20 protein-coding genes are annotated in these 25,408 nt (G+C 58.4%); 10 read left to right on the top strand and 10 right to left on the bottom strand.

The window, feature by feature from the left end:
* Positions 1-112: 112 nt before the first annotated feature.
* The 3 genes from BLR97_RS10250 (at position 113) to BLR97_RS10240 (ending at position 6,724) form a co-directional block, all read left to right on the top strand.
* The gene (locus BLR97_RS10250; RefSeq protein WP_089705893.1) at positions 113-3,379 is read left to right on the top strand and encodes a transglutaminase family protein; all 3,267 of its coding nucleotides are present in this window, start codon (positions 113-115) and stop codon (positions 3,377-3,379) included.
* Between the two features lie 64 nt (positions 3,380-3,443).
* Positions 3,444-5,852, top strand: coding sequence for a circularly permuted type 2 ATP-grasp protein (locus tag BLR97_RS10245; RefSeq protein WP_089705890.1), 2,409 nt, complete (start codon positions 3,444-3,446; stop codon positions 5,850-5,852).
* Positions 5,849-6,724, top strand: coding sequence for a transglutaminase family protein (locus tag BLR97_RS10240; protein ID WP_089705887.1), 876 nt, complete (start codon positions 5,849-5,851; stop codon positions 6,722-6,724). Before BLR97_RS10245 ends, BLR97_RS10240 begins: the two co-directional genes overlap by 4 nt.
* 18 nt (positions 6,725-6,742) lie before the next feature.
* On the opposite strand, the gene BLR97_RS10235 is transcribed toward BLR97_RS10240, so the two are convergent.
* From BLR97_RS10235 to BLR97_RS10220, 4 genes are all read right to left on the bottom strand, one after another.
* Positions 6,743-8,008, bottom strand: a complete 1,266-nt coding sequence (locus tag BLR97_RS10235; RefSeq protein WP_089705884.1) for a TRAP transporter large permease — start codon at positions 8,006-8,008, stop codon at positions 6,743-6,745.
* A gap of 19 nt (positions 8,009-8,027) precedes the next feature.
* On the bottom strand, positions 8,028-8,588 hold the full coding sequence (locus BLR97_RS10230; protein WP_089705881.1) for a TRAP transporter small permease: 561 nt from the start codon (positions 8,586-8,588) through the stop codon (positions 8,028-8,030).
* 48 nt (positions 8,589-8,636) lie between these two features.
* Positions 8,637-9,620, bottom strand: coding sequence for a TRAP transporter substrate-binding protein (locus BLR97_RS10225; RefSeq protein ID WP_089705878.1), 984 nt, complete (start codon positions 9,618-9,620; stop codon positions 8,637-8,639).
* A gap of 120 nt (positions 9,621-9,740) precedes the next feature.
* The gene (locus BLR97_RS10220) at positions 9,741-10,454 is read right to left on the bottom strand and encodes a DUF3581 family protein (protein ID WP_089706174.1); all 714 of its coding nucleotides are present in this window, start codon (positions 10,452-10,454) and stop codon (positions 9,741-9,743) included.
* Positions 10,455-10,562: 108 nt separating this feature from the next.
* Here BLR97_RS10220 and BLR97_RS10215 point away from each other — a divergent pair, with 108 nt between their 5' ends.
* Complete coding sequence (locus BLR97_RS10215) at positions 10,563-13,583, top strand: AsmA family protein (protein WP_089705875.1); 3,021 nt, start codon at positions 10,563-10,565, stop codon at positions 13,581-13,583.
* On the opposite strand, the gene BLR97_RS10210 is transcribed toward BLR97_RS10215, so the two are convergent.
* Positions 13,580-14,296, bottom strand: coding sequence for a trimeric intracellular cation channel family protein (locus tag BLR97_RS10210; protein WP_089705873.1), 717 nt, complete (start codon positions 14,294-14,296; stop codon positions 13,580-13,582). The two genes, BLR97_RS10215 and BLR97_RS10210, sit on opposite strands and share 4 nt — an antisense overlap.
* Positions 14,297-14,451: 155 nt before the next feature.
* Between BLR97_RS10210 and BLR97_RS10205 the strand changes: the two genes are divergently transcribed.
* Together BLR97_RS10205 and BLR97_RS10200 are read left to right on the top strand one after the other, a co-directional pair.
* On the top strand, positions 14,452-14,946 hold the full coding sequence (locus BLR97_RS10205; RefSeq protein ID WP_089705871.1) for an NfeD family protein: 495 nt from the start codon (positions 14,452-14,454) through the stop codon (positions 14,944-14,946).
* A 2-nt stretch (positions 14,947-14,948) separates the two neighbouring features.
* Positions 14,949-16,004 carry an SPFH domain-containing protein gene (locus BLR97_RS10200; RefSeq protein ID WP_089705868.1) on the top strand — a complete coding sequence of 352 codons (1,056 nt, stop codon included), beginning with the start codon at positions 14,949-14,951 and terminating at the stop codon, positions 16,002-16,004.
* Positions 16,005-16,165: 161 nt separating this feature from the next.
* On the opposite strand, the gene BLR97_RS19945 is transcribed toward BLR97_RS10200, so the two are convergent.
* Positions 16,166-16,336, bottom strand: a complete 171-nt coding sequence (locus BLR97_RS19945; protein ID WP_244511282.1) for a hypothetical protein — start codon at positions 16,334-16,336, stop codon at positions 16,166-16,168.
* Here BLR97_RS19945 and BLR97_RS10195 point away from each other — a divergent pair.
* Positions 16,331-18,049 (top strand): diguanylate cyclase, encoded by a 1,719-nt coding sequence (locus tag BLR97_RS10195; RefSeq protein ID WP_244511281.1) that lies wholly within the window; start codon positions 16,331-16,333, stop codon positions 18,047-18,049. The two genes, BLR97_RS19945 and BLR97_RS10195, sit on opposite strands and share 6 nt — an antisense overlap.
* A gap of 14 nt (positions 18,050-18,063) precedes the next feature.
* Here BLR97_RS10195 and BLR97_RS10190 read toward each other — a convergent pair whose 3' ends face one another.
* Positions 18,064-19,389 (bottom strand): DUF2252 domain-containing protein, encoded by a 1,326-nt coding sequence (locus BLR97_RS10190; protein ID WP_089705862.1) that lies wholly within the window; start codon positions 19,387-19,389, stop codon positions 18,064-18,066.
* Between the two features lie 315 nt (positions 19,390-19,704).
* On the opposite strand from BLR97_RS10190, the gene BLR97_RS10185 reads away from it, so the two are divergent.
* Positions 19,705-21,216, top strand: coding sequence for a sensor domain-containing diguanylate cyclase (locus BLR97_RS10185; protein ID WP_244511280.1), 1,512 nt, complete (start codon positions 19,705-19,707; stop codon positions 21,214-21,216).
* Here BLR97_RS10185 and bluB read toward each other — a convergent pair whose 3' ends face one another.
* Both bluB and BLR97_RS10175 read right to left on the bottom strand, forming a co-directional pair.
* Positions 21,217-21,894, bottom strand: coding sequence for a 5,6-dimethylbenzimidazole synthase (gene bluB / locus BLR97_RS10180; protein WP_089705856.1), 678 nt, complete (start codon positions 21,892-21,894; stop codon positions 21,217-21,219).
* Positions 21,895-22,043: 149 nt separating this feature from the next.
* Positions 22,044-22,532 (bottom strand): MarR family winged helix-turn-helix transcriptional regulator, encoded by a 489-nt coding sequence (locus BLR97_RS10175; RefSeq protein ID WP_089705852.1) that lies wholly within the window; start codon positions 22,530-22,532, stop codon positions 22,044-22,046.
* An 84-nt stretch (positions 22,533-22,616) separates the two neighbouring features.
* Between BLR97_RS10175 and BLR97_RS10170 the strand changes: the two genes are divergently transcribed.
* Positions 22,617-23,543, top strand: coding sequence for a DMT family transporter (locus tag BLR97_RS10170; protein WP_089705849.1), 927 nt, complete (start codon positions 22,617-22,619; stop codon positions 23,541-23,543).
* 83 nt (positions 23,544-23,626) lie between these two features.
* Here the strand turns inward: BLR97_RS10170 and BLR97_RS10165 are convergent, their stop codons facing one another.
* Positions 23,627-24,928: a YbfB/YjiJ family MFS transporter gene (locus tag BLR97_RS10165; RefSeq protein WP_211605102.1), complete on the bottom strand. Its 1,302-nt coding sequence runs from the start codon at positions 24,926-24,928 to the stop codon at positions 23,627-23,629.
* 69 nt (positions 24,929-24,997) lie between these two features.
* Between BLR97_RS10165 and BLR97_RS10160 the strand changes: the two genes are divergently transcribed.
* Positions 24,998-25,390: a winged helix-turn-helix transcriptional regulator gene (locus BLR97_RS10160; protein ID WP_211605100.1), complete on the top strand. Its 393-nt coding sequence runs from the start codon at positions 24,998-25,000 to the stop codon at positions 25,388-25,390.
* Positions 25,391-25,408 lie beyond the last annotated feature (18 nt).

Here is a 25,408-nt window from a genome sequence, read left to right as displayed (position 1 = left end):
AACGGCCTAATAACGATGACAGCTGCAAAAAAGTAAAACTGGAACGATACTTGCGAGTAATGTTTCACCTTTGACCGGCTGTCGGTCGATATCGGCTTTTTGAGGCTGGCTTATGACCATTCGCGTTGCCTTGTACCACCACACGACCTACCACTTTGACCGACCGGTACGTTTATCGCCCCATGTCGTTCGCCTTCGACCTGCCCCCCACTGTCGCACTCAAATCGACGCCTACTCGCTCAACATCTCCGGCGATGACCACTTCGTAAACTGGCAGCAGGATCCATTCGGTAACTTCAATGCGCGTATCGTATTTCCCGAACCGCGGCGTGAACTCACCATTGCCGTTGAACTCATCGCCCCAATGACGGTGATTAACCCGTTTGATTTCTTCCTCGACGACATCGCCCAGGCAATTCCGTTTACCTACCCCGGCGAGTTGCGCAAAGAACTAGGGCCATATCTTGAGGTCACCGAGGCCGGGCCGCGCTTGATGGAATGGCTCAAAGCGGTGCCCATGGAGCCGACCACCAGCGTCGATTTCTTGGTCGCCATCAACCAACGGATCCAGCACGACATCAGCTACCTGGTGCGCATGGAGCCCGGCGTGCAAAGCTGCGAGGAAACACTGACCCTGGGCTGCGGCTCCTGCCGCGACAGCGCCTGGCTGATGGTGCAGATTCTGCGCCATTTGGGGTTGGCGGCGCGCTTTGTGTCCGGCTATTTGATCCAGCTCACCCCGGATGTAAAAGCGCTGGATGGCCCAAGCGGCACCGAGGTGGATTTCACCGACCTGCACGCCTGGACGGAAGTGTTTCTCCCCGGCGCAGGCTGGGTAGGCCTTGACCCCACCTCGGGCCTGTTTGCCGGCGAAGGGCATATCCCGCTGGCCGCCACGCCGACCACTGGGAGCGCCGCCGCCATCACTGGGTCTTCAGAAAAATGCGAGGTCACTTTTGACGTCGAAATGCGCGTCGAGCGTATTCATGAAGACCCGCGTGTCACCAAACCTTACAGCGACGACCAGTGGCAGCAGATTTTAACGCTCGGCGACCAAGTGGATAGCGAGCTCAATCAGCACGATGTGCGCCTGACCATGGGGGGCGAGCCTACTTTCGTTTCCATCGACGATATGGAAAGCCCCGAGTGGAACACCGATGCCCTGGGCGAGCATAAACGCGAGCGCGCCGAGGTGCTGCTAACGCGCCTACAGGCGGCCTATGCGCCGGGCAGCGTGATTCAACAGCAGCAAGGCAAATGGTACCCCGGTGAGCCCCTGCCCCGCTGGTCGCTGGCCTGTTACTGGCGCAAGGATGGCGTGCCGCTGTGGCGCGACCCCAATTGGCTTGCCTGCATGGAAGGTGCGCCGAAGGTAGTCGCCGACGACGCCATGGCCCAGCGCTTTACCCACGCACTTGGCGAGCACCTGGGCGTGGCGCAGCACCAGTGGATCCCGGCATTTGAAGACGCCTACTACTACTTATGGCAAGAGCAATCGCTGCCCGTGGGCCTTGACCCACGCGATGTCAATTTAAATGATGACGCCGAGCGTCGCCGTCTGGCCCGGCTACTTGAGCAGGATTTAGGCTCCGTCGTCGGCTATGCGCTGCCGCTTCGCCACTCCATCGTCCAGTCGCACCGCTGGGAAAGCGGGCACTGGCCACTCAAGCGCGAGCAGCTTTTTTTAGTCCCCGGCGATTCGCCCATGGGACTGCGCCTGCCCCTTTCGTCACTGCCTTGGGCAGACCCCGACGAGCAACCGAAACCCCAATCGCTGTTTGCGCCACGCCCCGACATTGGCGACATTCATGGCGAAGTCGCCAGGCGACAGGCTGCACAGCCCAACGCCGGTGATGAGCGCGCTCCTAAAGTGATCCACACCAGTCTTTGCGTCGAGCCTCGCGATGGCCGCTTGCACGTATTTCTGCCACCCCTCACCCAGTTAGAGCATTACCTGGATCTGCTCAGCAGCGTTGAAGAGTGCGCCCGCGAGCTGGCCTGTCCGGTGATGATTGAAGGCTATGCCCCGCCCCGCGACCCGCGCCTGGAAAGGTTCATGATCACCCCCGACCCCGGCGTGATTGAGGTCAACATCATGCCGGCGGCTAGCTGGCAAACCTTGGTCGCACAAACCGAACGGCTGTATGACGAAGCGCGTGAGGCGCGCCTGGGTACTGAGAAATTCATGCTCGACGGTCGCCACACCGGCACCGGCGGCGGTAACCACGTCACCCTCGGCGGCGTGACGCCGGAGGATTCGCCGTTCCTGCGCCGCCCGGACCTGCTGGCGAGCCTGGTCACCTACTGGCAGCACCACCCCAGCCTGTCGTACCTGTTTTCAGGCCTTTTCATCGGCCCCACCAGTCAGGCACCGCGGGTTGATGAAGCCCGCCACGAGGCGCTTTATGAGTTGGAAATTGCCCTTCAACAAATGCCTCAAGGCGAGGTCGTACAACCCTGGCTGGTGGATCGACTGCTGCGCCATCTGCTCACCGACTTAACCGGCAACACCCACCGCGCCGAATTCTGTATCGACAAGCTCTATTCGCCGGACAGCGACAGCGGCCGCCTAGGGCTGCTCGAGCTGCGCGGCTTTGAGATGCCGCCCCATGCGCGCATGGGCCTGATGCAGATGCTGCTGATTCGCGCGCTGGTGGCCCGCTGCTGGAAAACGCCCTACCGCGCCAAACCGGTTCGCTGGGGCAGCGCTCTGCAGGATCGTTGGATGCTGCCCCACTACCTTTGGGAAGACCTAAGCGATGTGTTGAGCGACCTGCGCTACCACGGCTTTGATTTTGCGCTTGACTGGTTTGCACCCTTTCTTGAATTCCGCTTTCCGCTCCACGGGCGACTGCACACGCCCATGCTGAACATTGAACTTCGTCAGGCGATCGAGCCATGGCACGTGCTTGGCGAAGAAACCAGTGCGGGGGGCACAGCGCGTTATGTCGACTCCTCGGTTGAACGCCTTGAAGTCAAAGTCAATGGTATGAGCGGCGACCGCTACGTGGTTACCTGCAACGGTCGCCGGGTTCCGCTTTCGGCCACCGCCCGCAACGGCGAAGCGGTGGCCGGTGTGCGCTACCGAGCATGGCAGCCCCCTTCGGCGCTGCACCCGCAAATCCCCATCCACGCGCCCCTCGTGTTTGATGTCATCGACACCTGGAACCAACGCTCGGTGGCCGGTTGCACGTACCATGTGGTGCACCCAACCGGACGTAATTTTGATACTTTTCCGGTTAACGCCTTTGAGGCGGAAGCCCGGCGCTTGGGCAGGTTTATCGAAGGCGGTCACCGCCATGGTTTTCAGGCGCCAGCCGTTGAAATGCCCAGCCAAGAGCTGCCCAATACGCTGGATCTGCGTTGGAGCCCACGCTAATGCTTTCCTCACGGCGCCGGCTGCGGGATAATTCGCGCCTTTTTTGCTTAGGACAATAAGCACTATGTCGGTCTCTGTCTCTGCTTCACTGCATGAACTCGGCACAGCCGGGCTCGTTGAGGATTACTTGAACCAGCTAGGCGAGGGACAGCCCGGCACCTTTGATGCGATGCTCGATCGCCACGGCCAGTTGCGCCCGGGCTGGCAGGCCCTAATCAGCGGGCTAGAGGCCCTGGGGACAGACGGCCGCCAACGGCGGCATGAAGAAATACAACGGCTGCTGGCGGAAAACGGCGTTATCTTCAATAGGCACGACGAGACCCAAGGGCGTTCGTGGCGGCTTGATCCGCTGCCCTGGGTAATCGATCAAGCCGAATGGCAGGCGCTTGAGGCTGGCATGATCCAGCGAAGCCGTTTATTTAACGCCCTGTTCGACGATATCTACGGTGCTCGCACGCTCTTTGATGCAGGCCTGTTGCCCACGCAAACGCTGTTGGCATCGCCGCACTTTTTGCTGCCCTGCCACGACGCAAAACCCAGCGACCGATCCGCGATTAATTTTCACGGTATCGACGTGATGCAGGATACCAAGGGGCAATGGCGCGTCTTGGGAGATCGTTTACAAGCGCCCGCCGGCACCGGCTTTGCCTTGGAAAACCGTATTTTGATGGCCCGCGCCCTACCCGAGATGTATCGCAACGCGCCGTTAAAGCGGCTGGCGGGCTTTTTAGATAAGTACCATCGCACGCTGACATCCCTCGCCTACCAGCATCGCGATAACCCATACGTCGTGCTGCTTACGCCTGGGCCCGGCAGCCCCCGTTACGTTGAGCACGCTTACCTGGCCAACTATCTGAATATCAACCTCGCTGAAGGCCAGGATTTGGTGGTGCGCGATAGCCAGCTTTGGCTGCGTACGCTGGGCGGTTTGCAGGCTGTGGACGTCGCGCTGCGCCACTGTGACGATGCCTATTGCGACCCGCTGGAACTCAAGGGTGATTCACAACTGGGCGTGCCTGGGCTACTTCAGGCCAGCCGCGCCAGCGGCGTGGCACTTTCAAACGCACTGGGCGTCGGCGTGCTGGAAACCCCTGCCCTGGCCGATTACCTGCCGGCCCTGTGCGAACACTTGCTCGGCGAAACGCTGCTGCTGCCCAACGCCACGGCGAGTACGACGCCAGCCACCGCACCGGTGTTCGATCGCCAAATGCAGCGTTTAACCCCAACAGCGCTGAACCTGCGCTGCTTTGTTTCCCGCACGCCGGGCAGCGTTACAACGCCTGGCCATCTGCCCAGCCACTATCATGTCATGCCGGGAGGCTTGGCTTGGGTCGGCGCCCCAGGGTCGCCTTCGTTGAAAAGTCCGGTGGTTAAAGACGTCTGGATAACCGCCAACACCCCCCAGCCCCACGTTAGCCAGCTACGCCAAGCGCGAGGCCCGGCGGTGGCCACGCGGGATGGAACCGACTTGCCCAGCCGCGTGGCCGAGAGTCTGTTTTGGCTGGGTCGCTATGGCGAACGTCTGGACGCCCGCTCGCGCCTGCTGCGTGAAGCATTATTACGACTGATGGAATACGACCAGGACGAAATAGCCGACCGGCTATTGGATGAGCTGCTGTTAGCCCTTGATATCAGTACCCAGAATAACGATGGCGAGCGCATCAAGACGCCTCTCGTCGGCTTTAGCCAAAAACGCACTGCATTGCTGGCCCAGTTTGATGCGTCGACCCCTCAAGCGCTGCCGTCGCTATTTTCCCAGTTGCTGGGCAACGCCCGTAGTATTCGCGACCACCTGGGGGACGACGCCTGGCGGGTGCTACACCAACTGCGCCAGCGGGTAAGCACCTTCAGCCCACGCCTGGATACCAGCGCTGCTCGGCGTGCCTGCGAGGATATTTCCGCCCAAGTGGCCGCCTTCTTCGGGTTATGCAACGAAACCATGCCCCACCACTACGGCTGGCGGTTTATGGATATTGGACGCTTTTTAGACCGCCTATTAGGCTTACTCGCGTTACTCAAACTCACCCTCAATGCGCCCCTCTCTCCGGGTCTGGCCCTCTGGGAAGTGGTGCTTGCCACCACCGATAATTTCACCGCCTACCGCCGGCGTTACCGTAGCGAGCTGCACCCGGAAGCAATTCTCGACCTGCTGCTATTTGACGAAACCAATCCTCGCTCGGTGGGCTACATGCTCAAGCGACTGGAACGGCAAATAGACCGGCTACCCGGCAGCGCCTCGCCGTATCGCAACGCCGAGCGACGGCTGTTGATTCAGGCCAACGCAGCGCTCCACCTAGCCGATATCGAGCGCTTGAGCCACCTCGCCGATACCCCCGACGCACAGGACGCGTTAGGCCAACTGCTGGATGCGCTGATCGAACCGCTGAGCGGGCTGTCGGAAGCGCTTAGCCATAGCCACTTTAGCCATGTAGAGCGGCCACGCCAGTTGGTCAGCATGGATCCCGAGTCATGAACTACACCCTGCGGCACACCACTCGCTACCACTATGATGCGCCGGTAACCCTGTGCCACAGCGAAGCGCGTGTGCTACCCCGCAAGACCCCGCATCAACAGTGCGGGGCGTCAGCACTTACCATCAGTCCCGTGCCGCAGGTTCAAGCCGAGCGGCGCGATGTCTTCGGTAATCGGGTACTTTACTTCGCCTTGGAAGAGATCCACCAAACCTTGGAGGTCACGGTGGTCACCCCGCTCCACACTCAGCCGCTGAGCCCGCTGCCTGTCAATTCAGCGGCGTGGGAAAGCGTGGCCCAGCAGTTGGATAACGATAGCCGTTTTGATACGCAGCTTTACCGCCTGGATTCACCGTTTATTCGTCGCAACGACGAACTGGCGACGTTTGCCCGCCGCTGCTTTACTCCGGGCAGACCGCTGGTGGAAGCCGCCTTGGCCCTTAATCAACTGATTTACCATACCTTCGAGTACGATCCCAGTGTCACGACCCTGGCCACGCCACTAAGCGACGTCCTCGCCCATCAGCGAGGCGTATGCCAAGACTTCGCCCACCTCGCCATTGGCGCGCTGCGCTCGGTAGGATTAGCGGCGCGTTACGTCAGCGGCTACCTGGAAACCCAGCCGCCTCCCGGCCAGCCACGTCTAATTGGCGCAGATGCCTCCCATGCCTGGTTGGCCACCTGGATTCCGGACTGGGGCTGGCTGGCGTTGGATCCGACCAATGGCACAGTAGCCGGCGAGCAGCACCCGGTACTGGGTTGGGGGCGCGACTACGCCGATGTGGCGCCGCTAAAAGGCGTCATGAATGGCGGCGGCGACCATCAGTTGGACGTCGAAGTGGATGTGATGCCGCTGACGGGTGGCGCCGCTTAAAACTGGCCGCCAAGCGAATTAACGCTGGATTAACCCGTTGGTTAACCACGGCAGCCACGCGAGCAACACCAGAGTCACCAGCGTTGCCAGCAGAAAGGGCAGCAGCGCGCGGAAGATTTTCAGCGGTGGCGCGCCGGTCATCGAAGAAGCGATGAACAGCCCCGCCCCCACGGGCGGCGTTAACAGCCCCATCACCAGCGTTAAGCACACCACTACGCCAAACTGATAGGGGCTAATCGCAAACTGGTTTTCGGCGATGGGCATCAGAATCGGCACCACCAAAATCAGCGCGGCAATGCCGTCAATCACCATCCCCACCAGCAGCAGTGCGCCAATCACCATCAGCAAAAAGACAAACGGATCAGCGGTGAGGGCCGCAATCCACTCGGCGGCCATTTGCGGCAGCTGCTCGTAAATCACCACCCAGCCGAACACCCCGGCGGCGGCAATCAACATGATGACCAACCCGGCGTTGACGGCCGTGCGCTTGAGCACCTGCGGCATTTGACCCAAGCGCAGGTCGCCATACACAAAACGGCCCATAAGTAACGCCGCCAATGAGGCCAACGCCGCCGACTCGGTGGGCGTGGCGATGCCCCATAAAATGCCGCCGATAATAATCACCGGAATCGACAGCGCGGGTAGCCCCCACAGCGCATCGTGCATTGCCTGGCGGCGGCTGGGCCACTGGCCTTTAGGGTATTGCTGAATCAGCCCCACCAGGGCAATCACGATGAAAAAACTCGCCCCCAAGAGTAACCCCGGCAAAAGCCCGGCAATAAACATCTCGGCAATCGGCACTTGCGCCATCACCCCAAACAGCACGAACAGCATTGAGGGCGGAATAATCGGCGACAGCAGCCCGCCCGCGGCGGTGATCGCAGCACTATACGGTTTGTCGTAGCCTTCCTGCTCCATGGCCGGCACCATGGCGCGAGACATAATCGCGATTTGCGAGGCAGCCGAGCCGATAATCGCCGCCATCATCATATTGGCGACCAGGTTGATATAGGCAAGCCCGCCCCGAAAGCCGCCCACCAAAATACGCGCCAGGGCAATCAAGCGCCGGGTAAGGCCGCCTTCGTTCATCAACTCTCCCGCCAGCATAAATAGCGGTATCGCCAGCAGACCGTAGCTTTCAATCGCGCTAAACAGCTGCTGAGGATAGGAGTCGAACAGCACCGTATTGTCGGATGCCTGGATGTACCACATGGCGGTAAGCGCCAGCACCAGGGAAATGGGCACGGCCCCCAGCAAAAGCAGTAAAAAGACCGCAATGGTCATAAGCGCACCGCCCGTATCATTATAACCTCTCGGTGTTCGGTTCTTCGGCGGGGTCTCGCCACTGGCGCACCGACTGCCAAAGATTAGCAAGCCCGTGCAGGCTCAGCGAAAGCGCAAACCAGGGCACAATTAACCACACCCAGAACTTTTTTATGCCTAAGGTGGACGTGTTCTCAGCGTATATAAAATTGAAGGTTTGCCCCTGAAAGGCGCCGGTATCAAACCCCATCTGAGCAAGCGTAAGCGGCTGATACCAACGCCAGCAAAGCCACACAAGCAATACCGCAAACAGCAACACCATGGCATCAACCCATAGGCCCACCAGTTTACGGCCGGTGCGCGGCAGCAGGTCGCTTAGCAAGGTCACCGCGACGCCTTGGCGACGCTTGAAAACCGCGCCGGCAATCAGAAAGGTCATCCAAATCATCGCGTAAATGGCCAGCTCGCTTACCCAATAGAGCGGGCTACCCAAGACGCGAAACGCAATATTGGTCAGGATTAAGCACGTCACCGCCGCGGCTAACGCAGCGGCGGCGATTTCTTCTCCACGGGCAAGCCCCGAAGAAAGGCGTTGCAGCATGAGGGCGGATGACTCTTGTGAATGGTCGTGAAATCTTTTGCCAGCGGCTTACTCGCGCAGGCGTTCGGCTTCTGCGCGCAAGGTATCTAACATTGGCGCCTTGGGTGCCCAGATGTCTTCCCACTCGGCAATCGCCTCGGCGAAAAACTCAGCGTCCGCCTCAACAATATTGATATCCATAGCGCGAATCTCTTCTTCCTGCGCGGCGTCTTTTTCCTCAAAGCCCACCAGCACATTTTCCAGGTGCTCGGCCATGGTGGTATCGATCAGCTCGCGATCCTCATCGGAAAGCTCGCGCCATACGCGCCCGGATACCACGCCCACCATGGGGAACATCATGTGGTTGGAAATCAGCAGGTTTTCGGCTTGCTCGTAGAATTTGAGGATCAAAATGGAGTCGAAGTCCATATCGATGGCGTCGACCTGGCCGTTGGCCAGCGCGTCGTAGACTTCGAGCAGCGGCATCGGCGCCGGGGCGGCACCGGCTGCGGTGTAGAAATCGCGGATCGGCTCAAACGGCGTAATGCGCAGGCGCTGGCCTTGCAAGTCGTCAGCGCTCTCAATGGGGTCTCGGCTGAGCACTTGGCGCATGCCCACCATGCCGTAGCCAACGCCCACCAACCCGACGCCTTGCGGCATCAGGTCGAGTAGCTCGCCGGCGGCATCTGAACGTAATAGCCGCGCGGCGTGGTTGACGTCGTCGACCAGATAAGGCGCATAGAGCGCGCCAAAATCAGGTATCCGGTTGGAAATTTCGGCAATGGTCAGAAAGGCCATGTCCAGCGCACCGCTTTGCAGCTGCTGAACCATCTGCGCTTCATTACCGAGCTGCTGCGCAGGAAATACCGACACGCTATGTTCGCCGTCTGAGCGCTCGTGGAGCGTCTCCGCAAAGGCTTCCGCCTCGGTCGACCACAGGTGCTGGGCAGGCGTAATCAAGCCCAAGCGGAAGTCACGGGCCTGAGCATTGAGAGAAACCACGGCCAGTGAGCTGGCGGCAACGGCGAGTGTTAACAGTTTGCGTCGGTTCATGCAGCGCCTCATTTGGGTTTAGCAGGGTAATTCCCTGCTTCAAGTCAGTGAGGCTAAGCGTACCGCACACTAAGCGTTGAGGGCAGCCACTTCCACTAACGTCGCACTTGGCTTGCTCGCTTAATCAACCGACGCCAGGTAGGCGGCTTTAAGTCGATAAAATTCATCCACAATTGCCGCCATTTCATCCGCGTCATAGGGGCAAAGCCCACTGACCACGAGCTTTTTCGAGCCCACACCGACCGGCTCACCCTCGGATTGAATGGCAAATTCCAACAGCGCATCGGCGCGTTTACCTTGCACATCCAACGACGAGTGGCTAAGCGTTAGTCCAGGCGATACGCCGTCTAACCGCTCGAGCGAAAACCCCATGCTGTCGTAAATCACCAGCGGGCGCTTGGGGTTAAACATCACGCCGTGCTGCTCCATTAGCGGTGTCAGGTAGTGAGGGAAATTCTTGCCCGAAAACGCCACATAACAGCGGGCAAACGCCTCGATCACCGAGGCATCGTAGGTCCACTCACCCCACCGCACGACCTGCAAATAGCATTTACCGCCTTCATCGCATACCTGTAGCTCGCCATTATCCGCTTCGCTGAACACCAGCGGCGTATCGGCGCCCACCATATTGGTGAAACGAAACTCCATGTGCCGAGACAAACCAAACTTTGCCAACACCAGCGCAAAGAGAAGATCCCCCGGCACGCAAAAACGCCGCGCATCCGGATTATGAATCGGGTTGTAGTCACCCGCCACACCCTTGGCGAAGTGGCTGGCCTGCTCAGCGGAGATAACTACATACTCTCCGCGCTGCGTGTAAAATTCCTGGAACATGACGTTGGCTGTCTGCTTAGCGTTGAAATCAAAAGTCGATTGCGGGCTTACGTCGCGCATAATGCCATAAAACATGGACTAGCAGGAGTCATCTTCAAGGATCGATTTATGCCATCGCGACCGCCAGACACCAAAGACCCAGCGCATGCCCTCGCCAACCAGCGACGCATACCGCGTTGGCTCGTCATTATCTTGGGCATTGCGTTCGGCCTTATGCTCATTTGGCTGGCGGGGAGCTACTGGCTGCTCAACAGTCAATGGCTCCCCGAGCGGCTGTCACAAGCCCCCGGTGTGGATATCCGCTGGGAACAGGGCAGTAGTCGTCATCCGGGTCGTTGGGAGGTCGAGGGGTTAGCGCTAAGTCGCGATGACGGCGCCCTCAATCTGACGCTCAACGCAGACCGCGCCACGCTGGAACTTTCGTTAATGGCCTTGTTGCGCGGCGACATTCACATTGTCGCGCTGGACGCCGAGGGCATCCGTGAACTGCAGCTTGGCGATATCACCCTTCAGGGTGAAGGGCGTTTTAACATCAGCAACACCACCCTCAGCCGCGACACCCTGGCCATTCCCCAAGCGCATTTACGCTTAACAGAGGGTCGGCTAATGCGCGAACAGGACGACGCCACCCTGGCCCGTGATATCCAGTTGGACGCCAGCGCCACGCTTGACAGTATTTCGCCGACCACCGCCGAAGGAACGCTAAACCCCGACCTTGTCTCAGCCCTCACTGCCAACGCTACGCTAAGCGCCCATGCCGATGCCTGGGATGTATTTATGCCCTACCTTAGCGACCTGCCCTGGCTGGCGCTCAACGGCCGCGGTGATCTACACGGCGAGATCCGCCTTGAGCAAGGCTATCTTCAACCGAACAGCCAGTTGACCCTCTCGGCCCCCGCGCTTGCCCTGCGGGTCGACGAAGCCTACCTGGGGCAGCAACAAGAAGCGAGCTGGCAGCGTCCTGAGCAGCAGCCGCCGGTACACAATGCCCAGGGAGATGGCGTTATAGCGTTGCGCGTCCCCTCCGACGCGCCCGACACGCTAACCCTTGACGCAACGCTTGAAAACGTCGTCATCGCTGACCACCAAACCACACGTCAGGCAATCCCCTATGCCGATGAGACCCATCTTGATTTCAGCACAGTGCTCGACAACCAGCGCGTCGATCAACTCGAAGCGCCGGGTTCAGCCGCCATCAGCCTGCACGGTCGGGTACGCCGGCTGGATATGCTGGAGCGCTACCTTGAGCGGGCCGCCGCCGACCAGTTAGACGGCGGTATTAACCTTGCCGGTGATGGCCGGATCGCCGTCGATATGACGCTGTCTGATAATCGCGTAGATACTGCAGACGTGACCGTCACCGCAAATGCACTGCGCGCTAGCGCAATGGCCTTTACCGCGGAAGGGAAAGGCACCCTTCACGCCTACTTGCCCACACCAGAGACGTTCGCCGCCACGCTCAACCTGACCCAGGCAAGACTGCAGCACAACGACCGCCCCCTGCTGGCCGACGCTTCGCTGACGCTGACCGCCAACAGCCCGCTGGATCCTGACGCCGCGCGCCGTCATGCCACGGGTTCATTACGCTGGGAGGACGCGACGCTGCCCGACATTGGCGAGCTGCAACGCTATGTGGACGCCTTCCTGCCCGATGCAGCGCCGCTGCGACTGATCAGCGGCCAGGCGCGTAGCCAAGGCCTGCTTCTCCTGACGCCCGACCAGCTGAGCGGCGACGCCACCCTCGCCGGCAGCCGCTGGGTAACCGACTGGTCAACCGGTAATAACGCCCACCGCCTCACCAGCGACATGCAGCTCGACCTGACCATCAACCAGGCAGCGATGGATGCCAGCACGTTAGACGTCAGCGGCAGCCGCCTTGAGTGGCAGGTGAGCGACGCCTCCCGGCAAGCGCGTCATGACAGCACGCTGACAAGCTCGCTAACGCTCCAAGAAGGCCGTTTTCAACGCGAAAATGGCCAACCAAGTGGCCAGTTCGCGTTGTCCGGCAGCGTCCAGCACCTGGGCTTTCTCAACGCTTTTCTGCCCGATGCCCATGGGCTTGCCCTCGACGGTGAGGGGCAGCTGTCGGCCCAGGGCGGCTTCAAGGCTGACCGACTGACCGCGCCCACCCGGCTTCGCGTGGTGGCCAATCCACTGCGCGTTGATTTTCTGGATTACCGCGCCAGCGGGCGTGGCGAGCTGACCGCGCAGTTGGACAGTGCCGAGCGGGCGCTGCTCTCCCTGGGCATCCCGCACTTTTCGCTGGCCCGCCAGGGCGATGACAGCCCCCATGTGGAAGGCCGCCATCTGGCTCTCACCACCACGACCGATGCCTTTTCCGCCGTCATCGAAGACCCGCAGCCCGAGCTCTTCACCACCCGGATTAGCTTGCCGATCATCGATGTGCCGGACATTACCCGCTATAACGCCTACTTGCCCGAAGGGGCTGGGGTCAGGCTGCTGGACGGCCAGGCGAGTTTATCCAGCGAGCTTGTTTTACGCGGTATGCAAGGTGAAGGCGACGTGACGTTCAGGGCGTTCGGCACCGAGCTTGCACTGCTAGAGCAGCGGCTGCGCGGCGACATCCACATGCAGCTTGAACTCAGCGAAGGCGATCTGGACGCCATGCGTTTTGTCGCCAACGACTCCTTTCTGCGTCTGGACAATGTCTTAAGGTTGGGCGGCGAGGCGACTAGCGATGCGGGCTGGTGGGCGCAGTTGGATATGAACGAGGCCACGCTCACCTGGGAGACGCCCGTCAACCTTAATGCCAGCTTAGGGCTGCGTCTTCGCGATAGCGGCTTACTCGCGCGATTATTTCTGGCCCGCGCCCGGGAAAGTGATTGGTTGGGGCGGCTACTCAGCGTGCGCGATATCGCGGGCAGCGCCCAGCTTGGCCTAAACGACAGTCAGTTGGCTCTCTATGACCTGCAGTTGAGCGGCGGGCCGCTGCTGCTGTTGGCCGACCTCACGCTGGCTGATCAGAGCGCTAACGGCGCACTTTATGCGCGTTTGGGCCGGCTAGGCTTGGGGGTTGAGTTGCAGGATCGTGAGCCAATGTTGCGGCTGTTTCAGCCGCGCCGCTGGTTTGAGCGCTGGCGGGAAGCGAACCGCTACCCCAGGCCCTAGCGTTGCTTTCGCTCCCGGCGAATCATCCTAACCCGCTCCTTGGCTTTTTGCGGCGTAGACAGCGGCTCTGCTGTCTCGTCGGCTGTTTTGCGCGGCACGCTTACCCAGGCAAACACCGGCAACGCCAGGTGCCAATGAATGGCCGCCAAGCGCACCCCTAGCGTCACGCTCAGCGACGCGGCAATGCTAACGGCAAGCGGTGCATTCAGGACATGCAGGGCCACGTAAACGATTCCCCCGGCCATTGCCGCCGTGGCGTATACCTCTTCGCGCAGTACCATCGGCACTCGCTGGGCCAATACATCACGGATCATACCCCCCGCCACACCGGTCATCATGCCCATCAGTACCGCGACCACGCCCGGGCTTCCCAGCAGCAGCGCTTTATGGGTACCAATCACGGTAAAAATCGCCAGCCCAAACGCATCGGCCACCGGCAAAAACCCCCGCGACAAGCGGTGGATATAGTGAAACCCCACCAGCGACACGCTCACCGTGGCTAAGATCACCCATAAATAGGTCGGATCAGTTACCCAGAACACCGGCCTGACACCCAGCACTAAATCGCGCAGTGTACCGCCGCCAATGCCGGTCACCGCCGCCAACACAAGCATTCCTATGGGATCCATACGCGATCGGCACGCCAAAATCACCCCCGACAGCGCAAACACAATAACCCCCGCCATATCCAACCAGTAGACCACGCCCGACACGCGCTTCTCCTTTGTATTCGCCATTGTTTGGGTAGATAAGATCGTAATTCGCTTTCGAAACTAACACGAAGAAAACGACCTGTACGCTAATGATAGGCGTGTGACCAGCCATTAGGTTACGCTGGCGTTATGAACCTTTATGGAACGGAGCACGCATGGACTGGAACCCCGCTTATAGCTGGCTTGTACTCGCCCTGCTGCTCAGCTTGGCGGAGCTGACCTCCGGCGCGATGCTATTGCTCGCCCTGGGGGTCGCCGCGGCGCTGACGGCAGCGGTAGCGGCGCTTGGTCTCACTCTGCCTTGGCAGTTGATCAGCATGGGAGTATTTGCCGGGGTGCTGGTGCCACTGGGGGTGATGGTGATTCGCCCACGCTTTTCGCCCAAGGGCGTTTCTTACGGCACCACCGGCACCGGCGTGGAAAAAGGCAACCACTACACCACGTTAAAACGCGACTTCGATGATGCCACCGGAATCAAGGTCAACGGTGATTTCTATCGCCTGCGCGTCATCGAGAGTGACCAGACCGAATTACCCCCGGGCACCCCGGTGGTATTTAAACGCTTCGAGGGCACGACGGCCCTTGTTCAGCTCCTCCCGTCAGCCAATACAGCATCCTCGGCTGATACGACCCAACACAAGGAACCTTAAAAATGGATTTACCCATTAGCCCCGGCTTATTGATCAGCCTGATCATTGTCGTCATCGGCATACTGATCATTTCGAAAGGCCTGGTGATCGTTCGCCAATCAGAGGTGATGGTCATCGAGCGACTCGGCTCGTTTCATCGCGTGCTGGAAAGCGGCATCAACATCATCGTGCCGTTTATCGAACAACCGCGTGCCATCACGATGCTTCGCTATCGCAAGGTAGGCGATGACTACACGGCGCTTACCACCGACGAGACCCGTATCGATCGCCGCGAAACGGTGATGGATTTCCCTGGTCAGCCGGTGGTGACCACCGATAACGTCACCGTGCGCATCAATGGCGCGTTGTACTACCAAATCATCGACCCCAAGCGGGCGGTCTACGAAGTCGAGAACATGAGCCAAGCGGTGGAAGTGCTGGCCAAGACCACGCTGCGTTCGGTGGTCGGCAAGATGGAGTTGGACAAACTGTTTGAATCCCGCGCGGAAGTGAACAACGAAATCCAGGCCGCCATGGAAGAACCGGCCTCCAAGTGGGGCATCAAGATCTCCCGCGTTGAGGTGCAGGATATCGCCATGCCGGACGAGGTCGAGTCCGCCATGCGCCTGCAGATGGCCGCTGAGCGTAAGCGGCGCGCCACCGTCACCGAGGCGGAAGGCGAGAAATCCGCCGCCATCGCCATGGCCCAGGGCCAGCGGGAATCGTCCATCCTTAACGCCGAAGGCGATAAAGAGTCGGCGATTCTGCGCGCTCAAGGTGAACAGGAGTCGATCAAACTGGTGCTCAGCGCGATTGGCGATAGCGAAGAGAACAAGCGCACCGTAGTGGGCTACCTGCTCGGCCAAAGCTACATCAAGGGACTGCCCAACATGGCCAAAGACGGTGAACGGGTCTTCGTCCCCTACGAGTCGTCTGCCCTGCTGGGCTCAATGGGCATGTTCCGCGAAATGGCTGGCTCACCGGAAGACACCGTGGCCAGCCACCTTAAAAACCGCAACGGCAGTCGCGACAGCGGCTTCCAGAGCGGTATCGTCGGCGGCGCCGCCAGTGGTAACTAATTAATTGATTTCCCATCGCTTTTCTCTAGCTTTAAGCCGGGCCCAATGGGCCCGGCTTTGTTATTGGCCTGGTGGCTAACAAACCAACCCTGCGTTGAAGTAAACATCATCGCCTGGGCGAGGTTTTTGGTTAAACTGATAGTGGCTCAAGCGCATGGGCCTCACACCGCATTCACGCCGTTGATAATCCCAGTGGCTGCATTGATGAGTAGAATGACCGCTAACAGCTGATGAGGACGCTCACCATGTTGCCCTGTGGGTTCGCCATACGCCATCGCACTCTCGTTTTCATCGCCTTCGCGCTGCTGATGGTGATGTCGGGAGCCGTGCACGCGGAGGCCCCGCCTCATCCGCTGGATAGCTGGGAATACCGCTGGGGGGACTCACCTCTCGATGCCAACGGCGCGCCCCAATGGCTGGACAGTGACACCAGTGACTGGCAGTCGGTGACGTCGCCGTCCAACCCGCCAGGGCGTGAGGGGCATCAGCACCTGTGGTTACGTACCACCTTGCCTGACGGCGAATGGAACGACCCCGTTCTCTATATCACCAGTATCAATTTAATTAGCCAGGCGTTCCTCGGCGACGAACTGATTTACCAGTACGGTGAATTTGACGAACAGGGGCGTGGCGATTTTGCGGGCTGGCCCTGGCACATGATTGACCTGCCTGACGACGCGGCCGGCCAGACGCTCACGTTCCGCCTCTACTCCCACTACACCAGCATTGGCCTTTGGGGCGAAGTGCAGGTGATGGAGCGCATTGAGGTGCTCAAGCAAGTTATCCATGACTCGGCCCAGGACCTTGGCATAAGCGCGTTAGTGCTGGTACTTGCGATCCTGGCGACGATTTTCGCCCTTATCGGGCAGGAGCGGCGAGGCTTCATGGCCATCGCCCTCTTCGCCTATGCCTCTGGGCTTATGCTGCTGGCCGAAGCGCCCGCCCGGCAGCTGATCGCCGACGGCGCGCTTGCCTGGGATACGCTGAGAGCGGGCAGTTATTACACCCTGCCAATCGCGCTGGGGATGCTGCTCAGTCATTGGCTTGAAGGCACGGCAAGACGCTGGATTACCCGGCTGTGGGCGCTGCACTTGGCCTACTTGGCGATTGCCATTGGGCTTGTGCAGTTGGGGGTTATCAGCCTTTCGAATACCTTCCCCATCTTTGATGTGCTGCTGGCCGTGACCATGCCGATCATGTTGCTGCTCGCCCTGTTCCGCTTCCGACGGCTCAACCTTGAACAGCGCCTGCTGGTGCTGAGCTTCACCTTTTATGCCCCGCTGTTACTGGCCGATATGGTCGTCGCCCATGGCTTTGTGGCTTGGCGCACGGTGCCGTTAAGCTACGGTAGTTTGGCCTTTTCCCTGGCGATTGCGGCGATTTTTCTGTGGCACTATCGGCGCACTCAGCAGCAACTGGCCATGGCGAACGATACTCTCGAACAGCAAGTGGCCACACGTACCGCTGAACTCGACCAGCTCGTCCGAGAGCTAGAGGGCCTGTCGTTTGAAGACCCGCTCACCGGGCTCCATAATCGTCGCCATTTCAACACGGTCTTCGATCACGAATGTCGCCGGGCGCAACAGCATGGCAGCCAGCTGTCGCTCCTGATGCTGGATCTGGATCATTTCAAAGACATCAACGATTACTTTGGCCACGATGCAGGCGATGCCGTACTGGTTAAAATGGCCTCTGTACTCACTCAACACTTCATGGATTTGGGAATAGTCTGCAGAATTGGGGGAGAAGAATTTGTGGCCCTCCTCCCGGGTTCCTCTGCCAAAACAGCCGAGTCCAGCGCCAATTCGTTGTTAGCCTCAGTTGCCCAATGCGCCTGTGTCCACCAAGGAATACCACTCAGAAGAGTCACGCTGTCTTGCGGCATCGCCACTTACCCCGACCACACTCATGACCCACATAAGCTCCTTCGACTCGCTGATGAAGCGCTTTATCACGCCAAACGCAGCGGCCGTAACCGCTGCGTGGTTTGGTCTGAAGCGTTCGAAGAGCATGGTTTTATGCTCGGCAGGCAGCAACATCAGTAGTGGCCGCTTAACTGTCAGGGCGCGTTGGTGGCCAGAAAATGATCGATAAACACGCCGTAATCCTGCTCGACGCAGTCGGCATAAGCCACCGCCAAGGTCGACACAACGTCAACGAACTGCGCTTCACGCCCTTTCAGACGCTGGCAAACGGCCTTAGCAAACGGCCGGTGGTCACCATTATTCAATGCTTGCGCACCGCGCAGGTGCTCGCGCGCTAAAATCTGCCCCCACTGACTAGCCAGCTTACGATAGGGCTTGGCGCCGGACAGCTTATGAGTAGGAAAATCTTTCTTGAACGGCGAGCGTTCGCGCACCGAAAACACCTTGTCGTTCATGGTTAGCCAGCCGAGATAGGCGTCCGGGTGTTCTGCGATCGCATGAAATGCCGCCGCATGACGAATGCCTTCGTTGGGAAATAACTTTCGCCACGCTTGCTGCTGAGCTTTGGTCATAAAACGAAAGGCTTCCGGCGCTACCTGCTCTTTCACATCCAGAATGATGTCGTCGTGCTCTTGCTCAACGCCGCCTTCAATCAACACATAGTAACGTTCGACACCCAACGAACCGGTGCCCGCGTCTAACCTGCGCGCGGTGTCTTTTACGCGAAAATGATGGGGATTAGCTTCTTTTATCGGATCTTGGAGGGTTTGCTGATAATCCTGCTCAATCAAGCGGCGCAGTTTGCTGGCCACATTCGCGGGCAGGTTAGCCAGTTTACCCGGACGCTCGGCAAACTGACGGCCTTGTTGCTCGTCAACGGTGGTCCATTTTTCAAGCATGCGCGCACGGCTTTGCTTATCTGACACTTTGTTCAAGAAAGGCTTCAGTTGGCCTTTGGCATTGTCCAGCGTCACCGCATTAATCGGGGTATCGTCGTCGGTATGTTCCACCAACGTCTGGTAGTAACCCTCTAATAACTTTTTAAGCGCTTTATCAATGGCGTTGGCGCTTAGCTCGGCATTTTCACGCCCATCCAATACTACGCTGATAGCCAGCCGCCAAACATCGTACTGATAGTCGCCTATCAGTGCGTCGTCGAAATCATCCATGCCGTAGCGCACTTGGTCATCGTGATGACCATAAGCACCAAAATTATAAACGTGGGCGTCGCCTTGCAGCCAGGTCTGGGTATTCGGCCAACCGCCGAACAGCGCAAAGCGCCAATCGTGCCAAACGTCTTGCCAATACAAGTGATTGGTACCGCGAAAAAAACGATACGGCGAAGCAGCCATTTTGGCGTGCTTAGCTTGGCGTGTCGCCGTTGGCAGCGGCTGGTTGGTTTGCTGGATAGCCTCAATCACCTGCTGAGGACGATTGTGACCGGTTAATGTATGACTCATCGCGATGCCTTTGTTGGTGCAAAAAATGCTCTGCTGTAAGCATAGGAGACAAACGTCAAGAGGTTAAGTCAGCCCGAGGCTCAGGGGCGCGTCGGCGTTCGATAATCGGCGATCAGCTCATGCGCTCGAGCCTGCCATCTAAACAAGTGACAGCCAGCAGGCGCGGCTTTCGTAGGCGTTTGGCGTAGCTGAGCGCTTTTCGAGACATAATGAAAAAGACTGACACCCTTACCATCTCCTATAAAAGCCCTTCCTAACCTCCTAAGCTGCTAGTCTGGTAGTCTGGTAGTCAAATAACGTTGAGTGCACACTATTTTGCACATACCTATTTCAGTGAAACATGCCCACCGGCTTGCATTAGCGACGCTTGCTCCGCGCGTTTTTGCCTTCTGCCATACCTTCGGTCTAACGGTCTGGATCGCCGTGGCCGAAGGTAGCGGCTGGACGCTTATTCTGCCGGGCGTATTGCTGCTGATCTGGCCAGGTCTCGCGTATCTGCATGCGGCAAGCGCTCAGAATTCCAAGCGTGCCGAGTTCAGAAATCTGCTCTGCGACAGCCTGCTGCTTGGGGCTTGGTGTAGCGTGCTGGACTTTTACGTTCTGGCCACCGTTACCATTGGCCTTGCCTGTTTGATGAACAACTTAGTGGTCGGCGGTCTACGACAGATGTTTGTGTCAGCAGCATTCTTCACAATCGCGGCGGCAGGCGCAAGCGCCCTCACCGGCGGCGATTTTCGCCCCACTATCAGCAATTCGCTAGACATTTACCAGTGGACGGGCGCCGTCGTCTATTTTCTGACCATCGGCCGCGTCACCTACAGCCAGAATCGTAAGATCGGCCGCAGCATTGGCGAAATAAAGTTTCAGAACCGGGTTTTTCACGCCTTGCTGGATCTGGGGACGGTCGCCAATAGCGCCACCAACATCCATCGTCTGCTGAATGATTCCTTAAACCACCTGCACAGCCATTTTCCTGACTACGGCTTTGCCGTATACCTGCAAGAACGACAACGGCCCGACGTGACCCGCTATGCAGCTACCGCGGGCATTGGCTCAAAAGATGAGCGCCGACTGACGGACTTGTTCGCCAACCCGCCCCACACGCTCAAAACGCACCAGACAAGCGACGGTGAGATGCTTTATACCACGTCCATGGGCGGCCGTCTCAGCCTTTACGAAGGCTGGCTGATCGTGAAGGCGCCCAAGCCGAACAGCACGCTGGAGCCGATATTACCCTTGTTTGCCGATCAGCTAGCCGCGGCGACCGAAAACAAACTACTGCATCTGGAATTGAAGAAAACCGCAGAGCGCGACGGCCTCACCGGCCTTTACAACCGAGGCTTTCTAGAATCCGCGCTACAGGCAAGCATTCAGGGCAAGGCGCAAACGCCAAGCCTGGATTTTGCCGTACTGATGCTGGATGTCGACGGACTCAAGGAAGTCAATGACCACTATGGGCACATCGCGGGCGACCAGTTGATCACCACCGTGGCCGAAAGCCTACAGCTGCATTGCCGCGACAGCGACATTCTGGCGCGCTATGGCGGCGACGAATTCGTCGTTCTGTTCCCGTCTGCGAGCATGTCGGCCGCCACGCGTCTGGCTGACTTGATCAGGGAACACCTGCCTGATCAGCAATGCATCATCACAACGGCTGACGGCGCCCGCGAAGCCCTCGCGCTGCATGTGAGCCAGGGGTGCGCCAGCTCAAGCGAAGCCCCTGCCCAACGGGTACTGGCGCTCGCGGATGAGCGCATGTACCTCGACAAGAGTCAGCGCCGCAGACAAAGAAAAGATGGACAGGGCACGGCAAGCCAGATGCCCTAGTCACCCGCCGCTGCCTCGCGGCTGTCCCCACTTATCGCCGTGCACCAGTTCGCTTAATGGCAGGCGGGAGCGCCAGCCCTTGGCTTCCAGTTCCGGCTGTTCTAAAAACTCGCTCACGTAGCCAAGACAAAGATACGCCAGCGGATAAACGTGCTCGGGCAGATTCAACGCCACACTTAGCTGCGCCTGGTCGAGAATACTCACCCAGCCAACGCCAATCCCTTCCGCCCGCGCCGCCAGCCACAGGTTTTGCACGGCTAAACAGGTGCTGAACAGGTCGGTATCCACGATGCTGTTGCGCCCCAGCACATGGGGGCCGCCCCGGCTTCGATCGCAGGTAATGCAGAGATTAAGCGGGCTTTCCATGATGCCTTGCAGCTTAAGACTGCGATAATGCGTCTGGCGCTCGCCTTCAAAGCGCTCGGCGGCTTTCTGATTCTCCTGCTCGAACATCGCAAGCACCGCTTCCCTGACGTCACGACTTTCAATCACAATGAAATCCCAGGGCTGCATAAATCCCACAGACGGCGCGTGATGCGCGGCCTCTAAAAGGCGAGTCAGCACGTCTGCCGGAATCCGGTCGGGCAGAAACTGCGAGCGCACGTCGCGCCGCTCGTGTATGGCGCGGTAAAGACCACGCCGCTCAGCATCGGAAAAACGCTGGTTCGGAGTTGTCATGGCTGAAGCTGGACCTTTTGCTGTTCAGGTTGATGGACAGCAGTCTACATGAGCTCAGTCAAGCCGCCACCGCAGCGGGTTGGTTTGGCGTAAACGCCTTCATCGTCCCGGTCATTCCATCCTGTAAAGGAGCGCGTAACACGCACGCATCACTGCTGCTCAAATCCCGCCAGGAAATGCTTAAGCAACTCATCGAGTTGCTCCCGTTGCTCTTCGGTCAGCCCGCTCACCAGCTGTGCCTGGGTTTCCACATGGGCGGCCACTGCTTCGTCGATCAAATCAAATCCAGGCTGCGAGAGAGAGATCAGAAAACCACGGCCATCGTCTGGGTTTTTGACCCGCTCAATCAACCCTGCCTTTTCCAGTTGATTGATACGGTGGGTCATGGTGCCTGAGGTGACCATGGTGGATGCCATCAAATCCCCAGGCGATAAGGCGTAGGGCGCCCCCTCTCGGCGTAGCGTTGCTAGAACGTCAAAACTTGCGTCACTAAGACCGTATTTCGCCCAGGTCTTCTCCATTGCACGCATTAAGGTATGGTTCAGCCGTTTGACCCGCCCGATGGTGCCCATGGGCGTAACATCAAGGTCGGGCCTCTCCTGCCGCCACTGTTTGAGAATGTTGTCTACATGATCCATATGAGCATTTTGCGCCTAATTATCTTGACGTCAAGATTAATCGCGCATACCTTGACGTCAAGATACTTATCGAGAGCATGACGAATGACATTATCAACCACAAGCGTCACACACTCACCTAAACGAGCCTGGCTTGCCCCACTGATGTATCTGTTAGCCTGTGGCGCCTTGCTGGGTCTATCGACCAATTTGGCTAAACTTGCTGGTGAAATGCAGCTGTCAGCGGTCGCTTTTTTGTTTTGGTCCATTTCGGGGGCGGCGCTAATTCTGCTGGTTCTCGCAGCCTTTCGCCGCAATCTACCGCCGGTTAACCTTCGCACCCTTGAGTATTACGCCGTATCCGGTTTGCTAGGCGTGGCGGGCGCCAACCTGCTATTTTTCTTAGCCATCCCCCATGTGGGTGCTGGGTTCGTGGCATTAATCATCACCCTGCCACCACTACTCACCTACGTCGGCGCATTAACGTTAAAAATGGAACGCTTCCAGGTTACCCGGGCAGCGGGGGTTATATCAGCCCTAGCAGGCGCCATCACCCTGGCCTTCCATAAGCTTTCCGCGCCTGATGCCAATTACCTCTGGATTCTCCTCGCCTTGATTGGCCCCGTACTGCTGGCCATCGGCAACCTCTACCGAACCTTGCGCTGGCCAGTTGGCGTTTCCAGCGATGCACTGGCACCCGGGATGCTCATCGCCGCGGCCGTCATTTTACTCTGCGTGAGTTTACTGCCGGGATTCTCACTGGGTGTTTCGACAGACCGCTTCCTGCCGATCATGCTGATTGGTGTACAGGCGCTGGTCTTCGCCGGCCAGTTCTTACTGCTCTTTCTGCTACAGAAGAGCGGCGGCCCGGTGTTTCTGAGTTTATTAGGTTCCGTCGGCGCCGTGGTGGGCGTTCCGGTCGCCATATTGCTACAAGGTGAAACCGCCCCCGAGGGCTTACTACTAGGCGCTCTATTAATTGGTGCAGGTATTGCCCTGCTCAATATTGGCAAAGCCAAACAACTTAACTAGTTAACCCAAGAGCGACTTAAACGAACATGACAGTATGGGCGCCGTTGGCATGGTGCAAGCAGATAGCCAGCCATACCTGATATTCATTGTGCTGACAGCCCTGCCCCGAAATCTTTTTGCAATAAACCTATTAGCGCTGCGGCGCTTAAAAAGACGGCTGACGTTAATAATCCTACCGTCAGCCCCCCAGTTAGATCGTTCAACCAACCACTTAGCGTTGGCCCCAATGTCTGGCCAATACTAAACGCGACCGTCATCGCACCAATACCCGACGCCAATGACGAAGCATGGCAATTTCTCCGCACGAAGGCCGTCGTAGACGCCACGACACCAAAAAAGGCACAACCGAAAACCGCAGACGACGCCAGTAAAACAGGCCAAGCACTTGACATAAGCGGCAATGCAGCGCCAATCAGGGTCAATCCATTAAGCATCGCAAATGCACGTCCGTGGCGCTGATTTTGCAGCACACCAGCCCAAAGCCAAGGGAAGACAGTCACAGCCAAGCCCAGCACGATCCAGAATAGCGATTGAAACGCGGCACTCTCACCGTGGGACTGTATCCAGGCGATCATGAACGTCATGTAAGTAATATAGCCTGCCCCGAAAAAACCATAGCCAACCAGCATCCACTGCATAGAAGCTAATGGTGCCGATGCATGTGCCTGAACTCGGCTTTGTGGCATGACGCGAACACCCCATACGACGCCGAGTGCGAGTACCACTGATATGGCCGCCAATGCTAACCAAGCATTAGGCCAAGCCGTTGTGCCCCAGTGGCTCAGAACCCAGGGAACGCCAACCCCCGAAAGCACAATGCCTAAACCTGGCCCCGCATAGAAGATGCCGAGTAAAAACGACGCTCGTGCCGGATGGCGTTGGGATACTTGGGCGGCGATAACCCCACCAGCAATAAACGCACTAGCGCCGCCTAGTCCAGCCAAAAACCAGGAGATGTTGAGTAATGCAGTGTGGCGAAATACCCCCATCATGATCAAAGCGATCACGCATGCGAAGATCCCCGTACGCATGACTCGATTGGCCCCAACAACTCCAATAAAACGGGCCGAAATCAGCGCGGCAATAAGATACCCTGCTGCGTTTACCGAGGTCATCCAGCCTGCATCGGCATAGCTCCACCCAAGACTTGAGCTCATAGAGGGTAGAAGTAATGCGTAGGAAAATCGTGCAATACCTAGGCCGATTGCCGGTACCAAGGCCAGCGCAGCGAGTGTACGAAGGTCAGTTGTGAGCGCTGTAGGATCGCGCTCGTGGAGAAAGTCAGATTGTGTCATATCGGCCACCTGAGTCTTTAATAAAGACTCAGGGTAGTCGCGCTTAGTTCTGTTTTCAAACTTTGCTATCATTGGAATATGAAAAACCACACCGAAACACACACTTCCCACACACGTGTTCCCGTCTCAGAATGCTCGCTTGCCAAGGCGATCCGGGCTGTGGGAGATACGTGGTCGCTGCTGATTCTGCGAGAAGTGATATGTGGTGCTGAGCGCTTCGATCAAATCAGAGAAGACCTGGGTATTACTCGCTCAGTTTTGTCCAACCGGCTTGCCAGATTGGTTCAAGAAGGTATTTTAGAGCGCTACCAATACCGTGATTCAGGACAACGAGCCCGCAAAGGCTATGCGCTAACAGCGAAAGGCCACGCACTCTTCCCCGTGGTTATCGCCCTTCGCGAGTGGGGCGGAGAGCACTTAGAACCTGGCAATACACCGCTTCGCCTTCAGCTACAAACGAGGGATGGACTGCGTGTTGAAACGAAACTAATACGGGAGGATGGTTTAGAAGTGACCGATATGACAGACATCATTGCGACAGTAAAGGAGTAAGGCATCAGGGAGTACAAC

It is taken from the genome of Vreelandella arcis (assembly GCF_900103865.1).
Classification (GTDB): Bacteria; Pseudomonadota; Gammaproteobacteria; order Pseudomonadales; family Halomonadaceae; genus Vreelandella; species Vreelandella arcis.
This window is presented reverse-complemented; position numbering and strand designations above follow the sequence as displayed.

What these genes read in the sequence shown, in the direction of transcription:
- BLR97_RS10235 (WP_089705884.1), bottom strand. Translation starts at nt 8,008, where the DNA reads ATGACCATTGCGGTCTTTTTACTGCTTTTGCTGGGGGCCGTGCCCATT.
- BLR97_RS10220 (WP_089706174.1), bottom strand. Translation starts at nt 10,454, where the DNA reads ATGTTCCAGGAATTTTACACGCAGCGCGGAGAGTATGTAGTTATCTCC.
- BLR97_RS10245 (WP_089705890.1), top strand. Translation starts at nt 3,444, where the DNA reads ATGTCGGTCTCTGTCTCTGCTTCACTGCATGAACTCGGCACAGCCGGG.
- BLR97_RS10215 (WP_089705875.1), top strand. Translation starts at nt 10,563, where the DNA reads ATGCCATCGCGACCGCCAGACACCAAAGACCCAGCGCATGCCCTCGCC.
- BLR97_RS10230 (WP_089705881.1), bottom strand. Translation starts at nt 8,588, where the DNA reads ATGCTGCAACGCCTTTCTTCGGGGCTTGCCCGTGGAGAAGAAATCGCC.
- BLR97_RS10225 (WP_089705878.1), bottom strand. Translation starts at nt 9,620, where the DNA reads ATGAACCGACGCAAACTGTTAACACTCGCCGTTGCCGCCAGCTCACTG.
- BLR97_RS10200 (WP_089705868.1), top strand. Translation starts at nt 14,949, where the DNA reads ATGGATTTACCCATTAGCCCCGGCTTATTGATCAGCCTGATCATTGTC.
- bluB (WP_089705856.1), bottom strand. Translation starts at nt 21,894, where the DNA reads ATGACAACTCCGAACCAGCGTTTTTCCGATGCTGAGCGGCGTGGTCTT.
- BLR97_RS10240 (WP_089705887.1), top strand. Translation starts at nt 5,849, where the DNA reads ATGAACTACACCCTGCGGCACACCACTCGCTACCACTATGATGCGCCG.
- BLR97_RS10190 (WP_089705862.1), bottom strand. Translation starts at nt 19,389, where the DNA reads ATGAGTCATACATTAACCGGTCACAATCGTCCTCAGCAGGTGATTGAG.
- BLR97_RS10205 (WP_089705871.1), top strand. Translation starts at nt 14,452, where the DNA reads ATGGACTGGAACCCCGCTTATAGCTGGCTTGTACTCGCCCTGCTGCTC.
- BLR97_RS10175 (WP_089705852.1), bottom strand. Translation starts at nt 22,532, where the DNA reads ATGGATCATGTAGACAACATTCTCAAACAGTGGCGGCAGGAGAGGCCC.
- BLR97_RS10250 (WP_089705893.1), top strand. Translation starts at nt 113, where the DNA reads ATGACCATTCGCGTTGCCTTGTACCACCACACGACCTACCACTTTGAC.
- BLR97_RS10170 (WP_089705849.1), top strand. Translation starts at nt 22,617, where the DNA reads ATGACATTATCAACCACAAGCGTCACACACTCACCTAAACGAGCCTGG.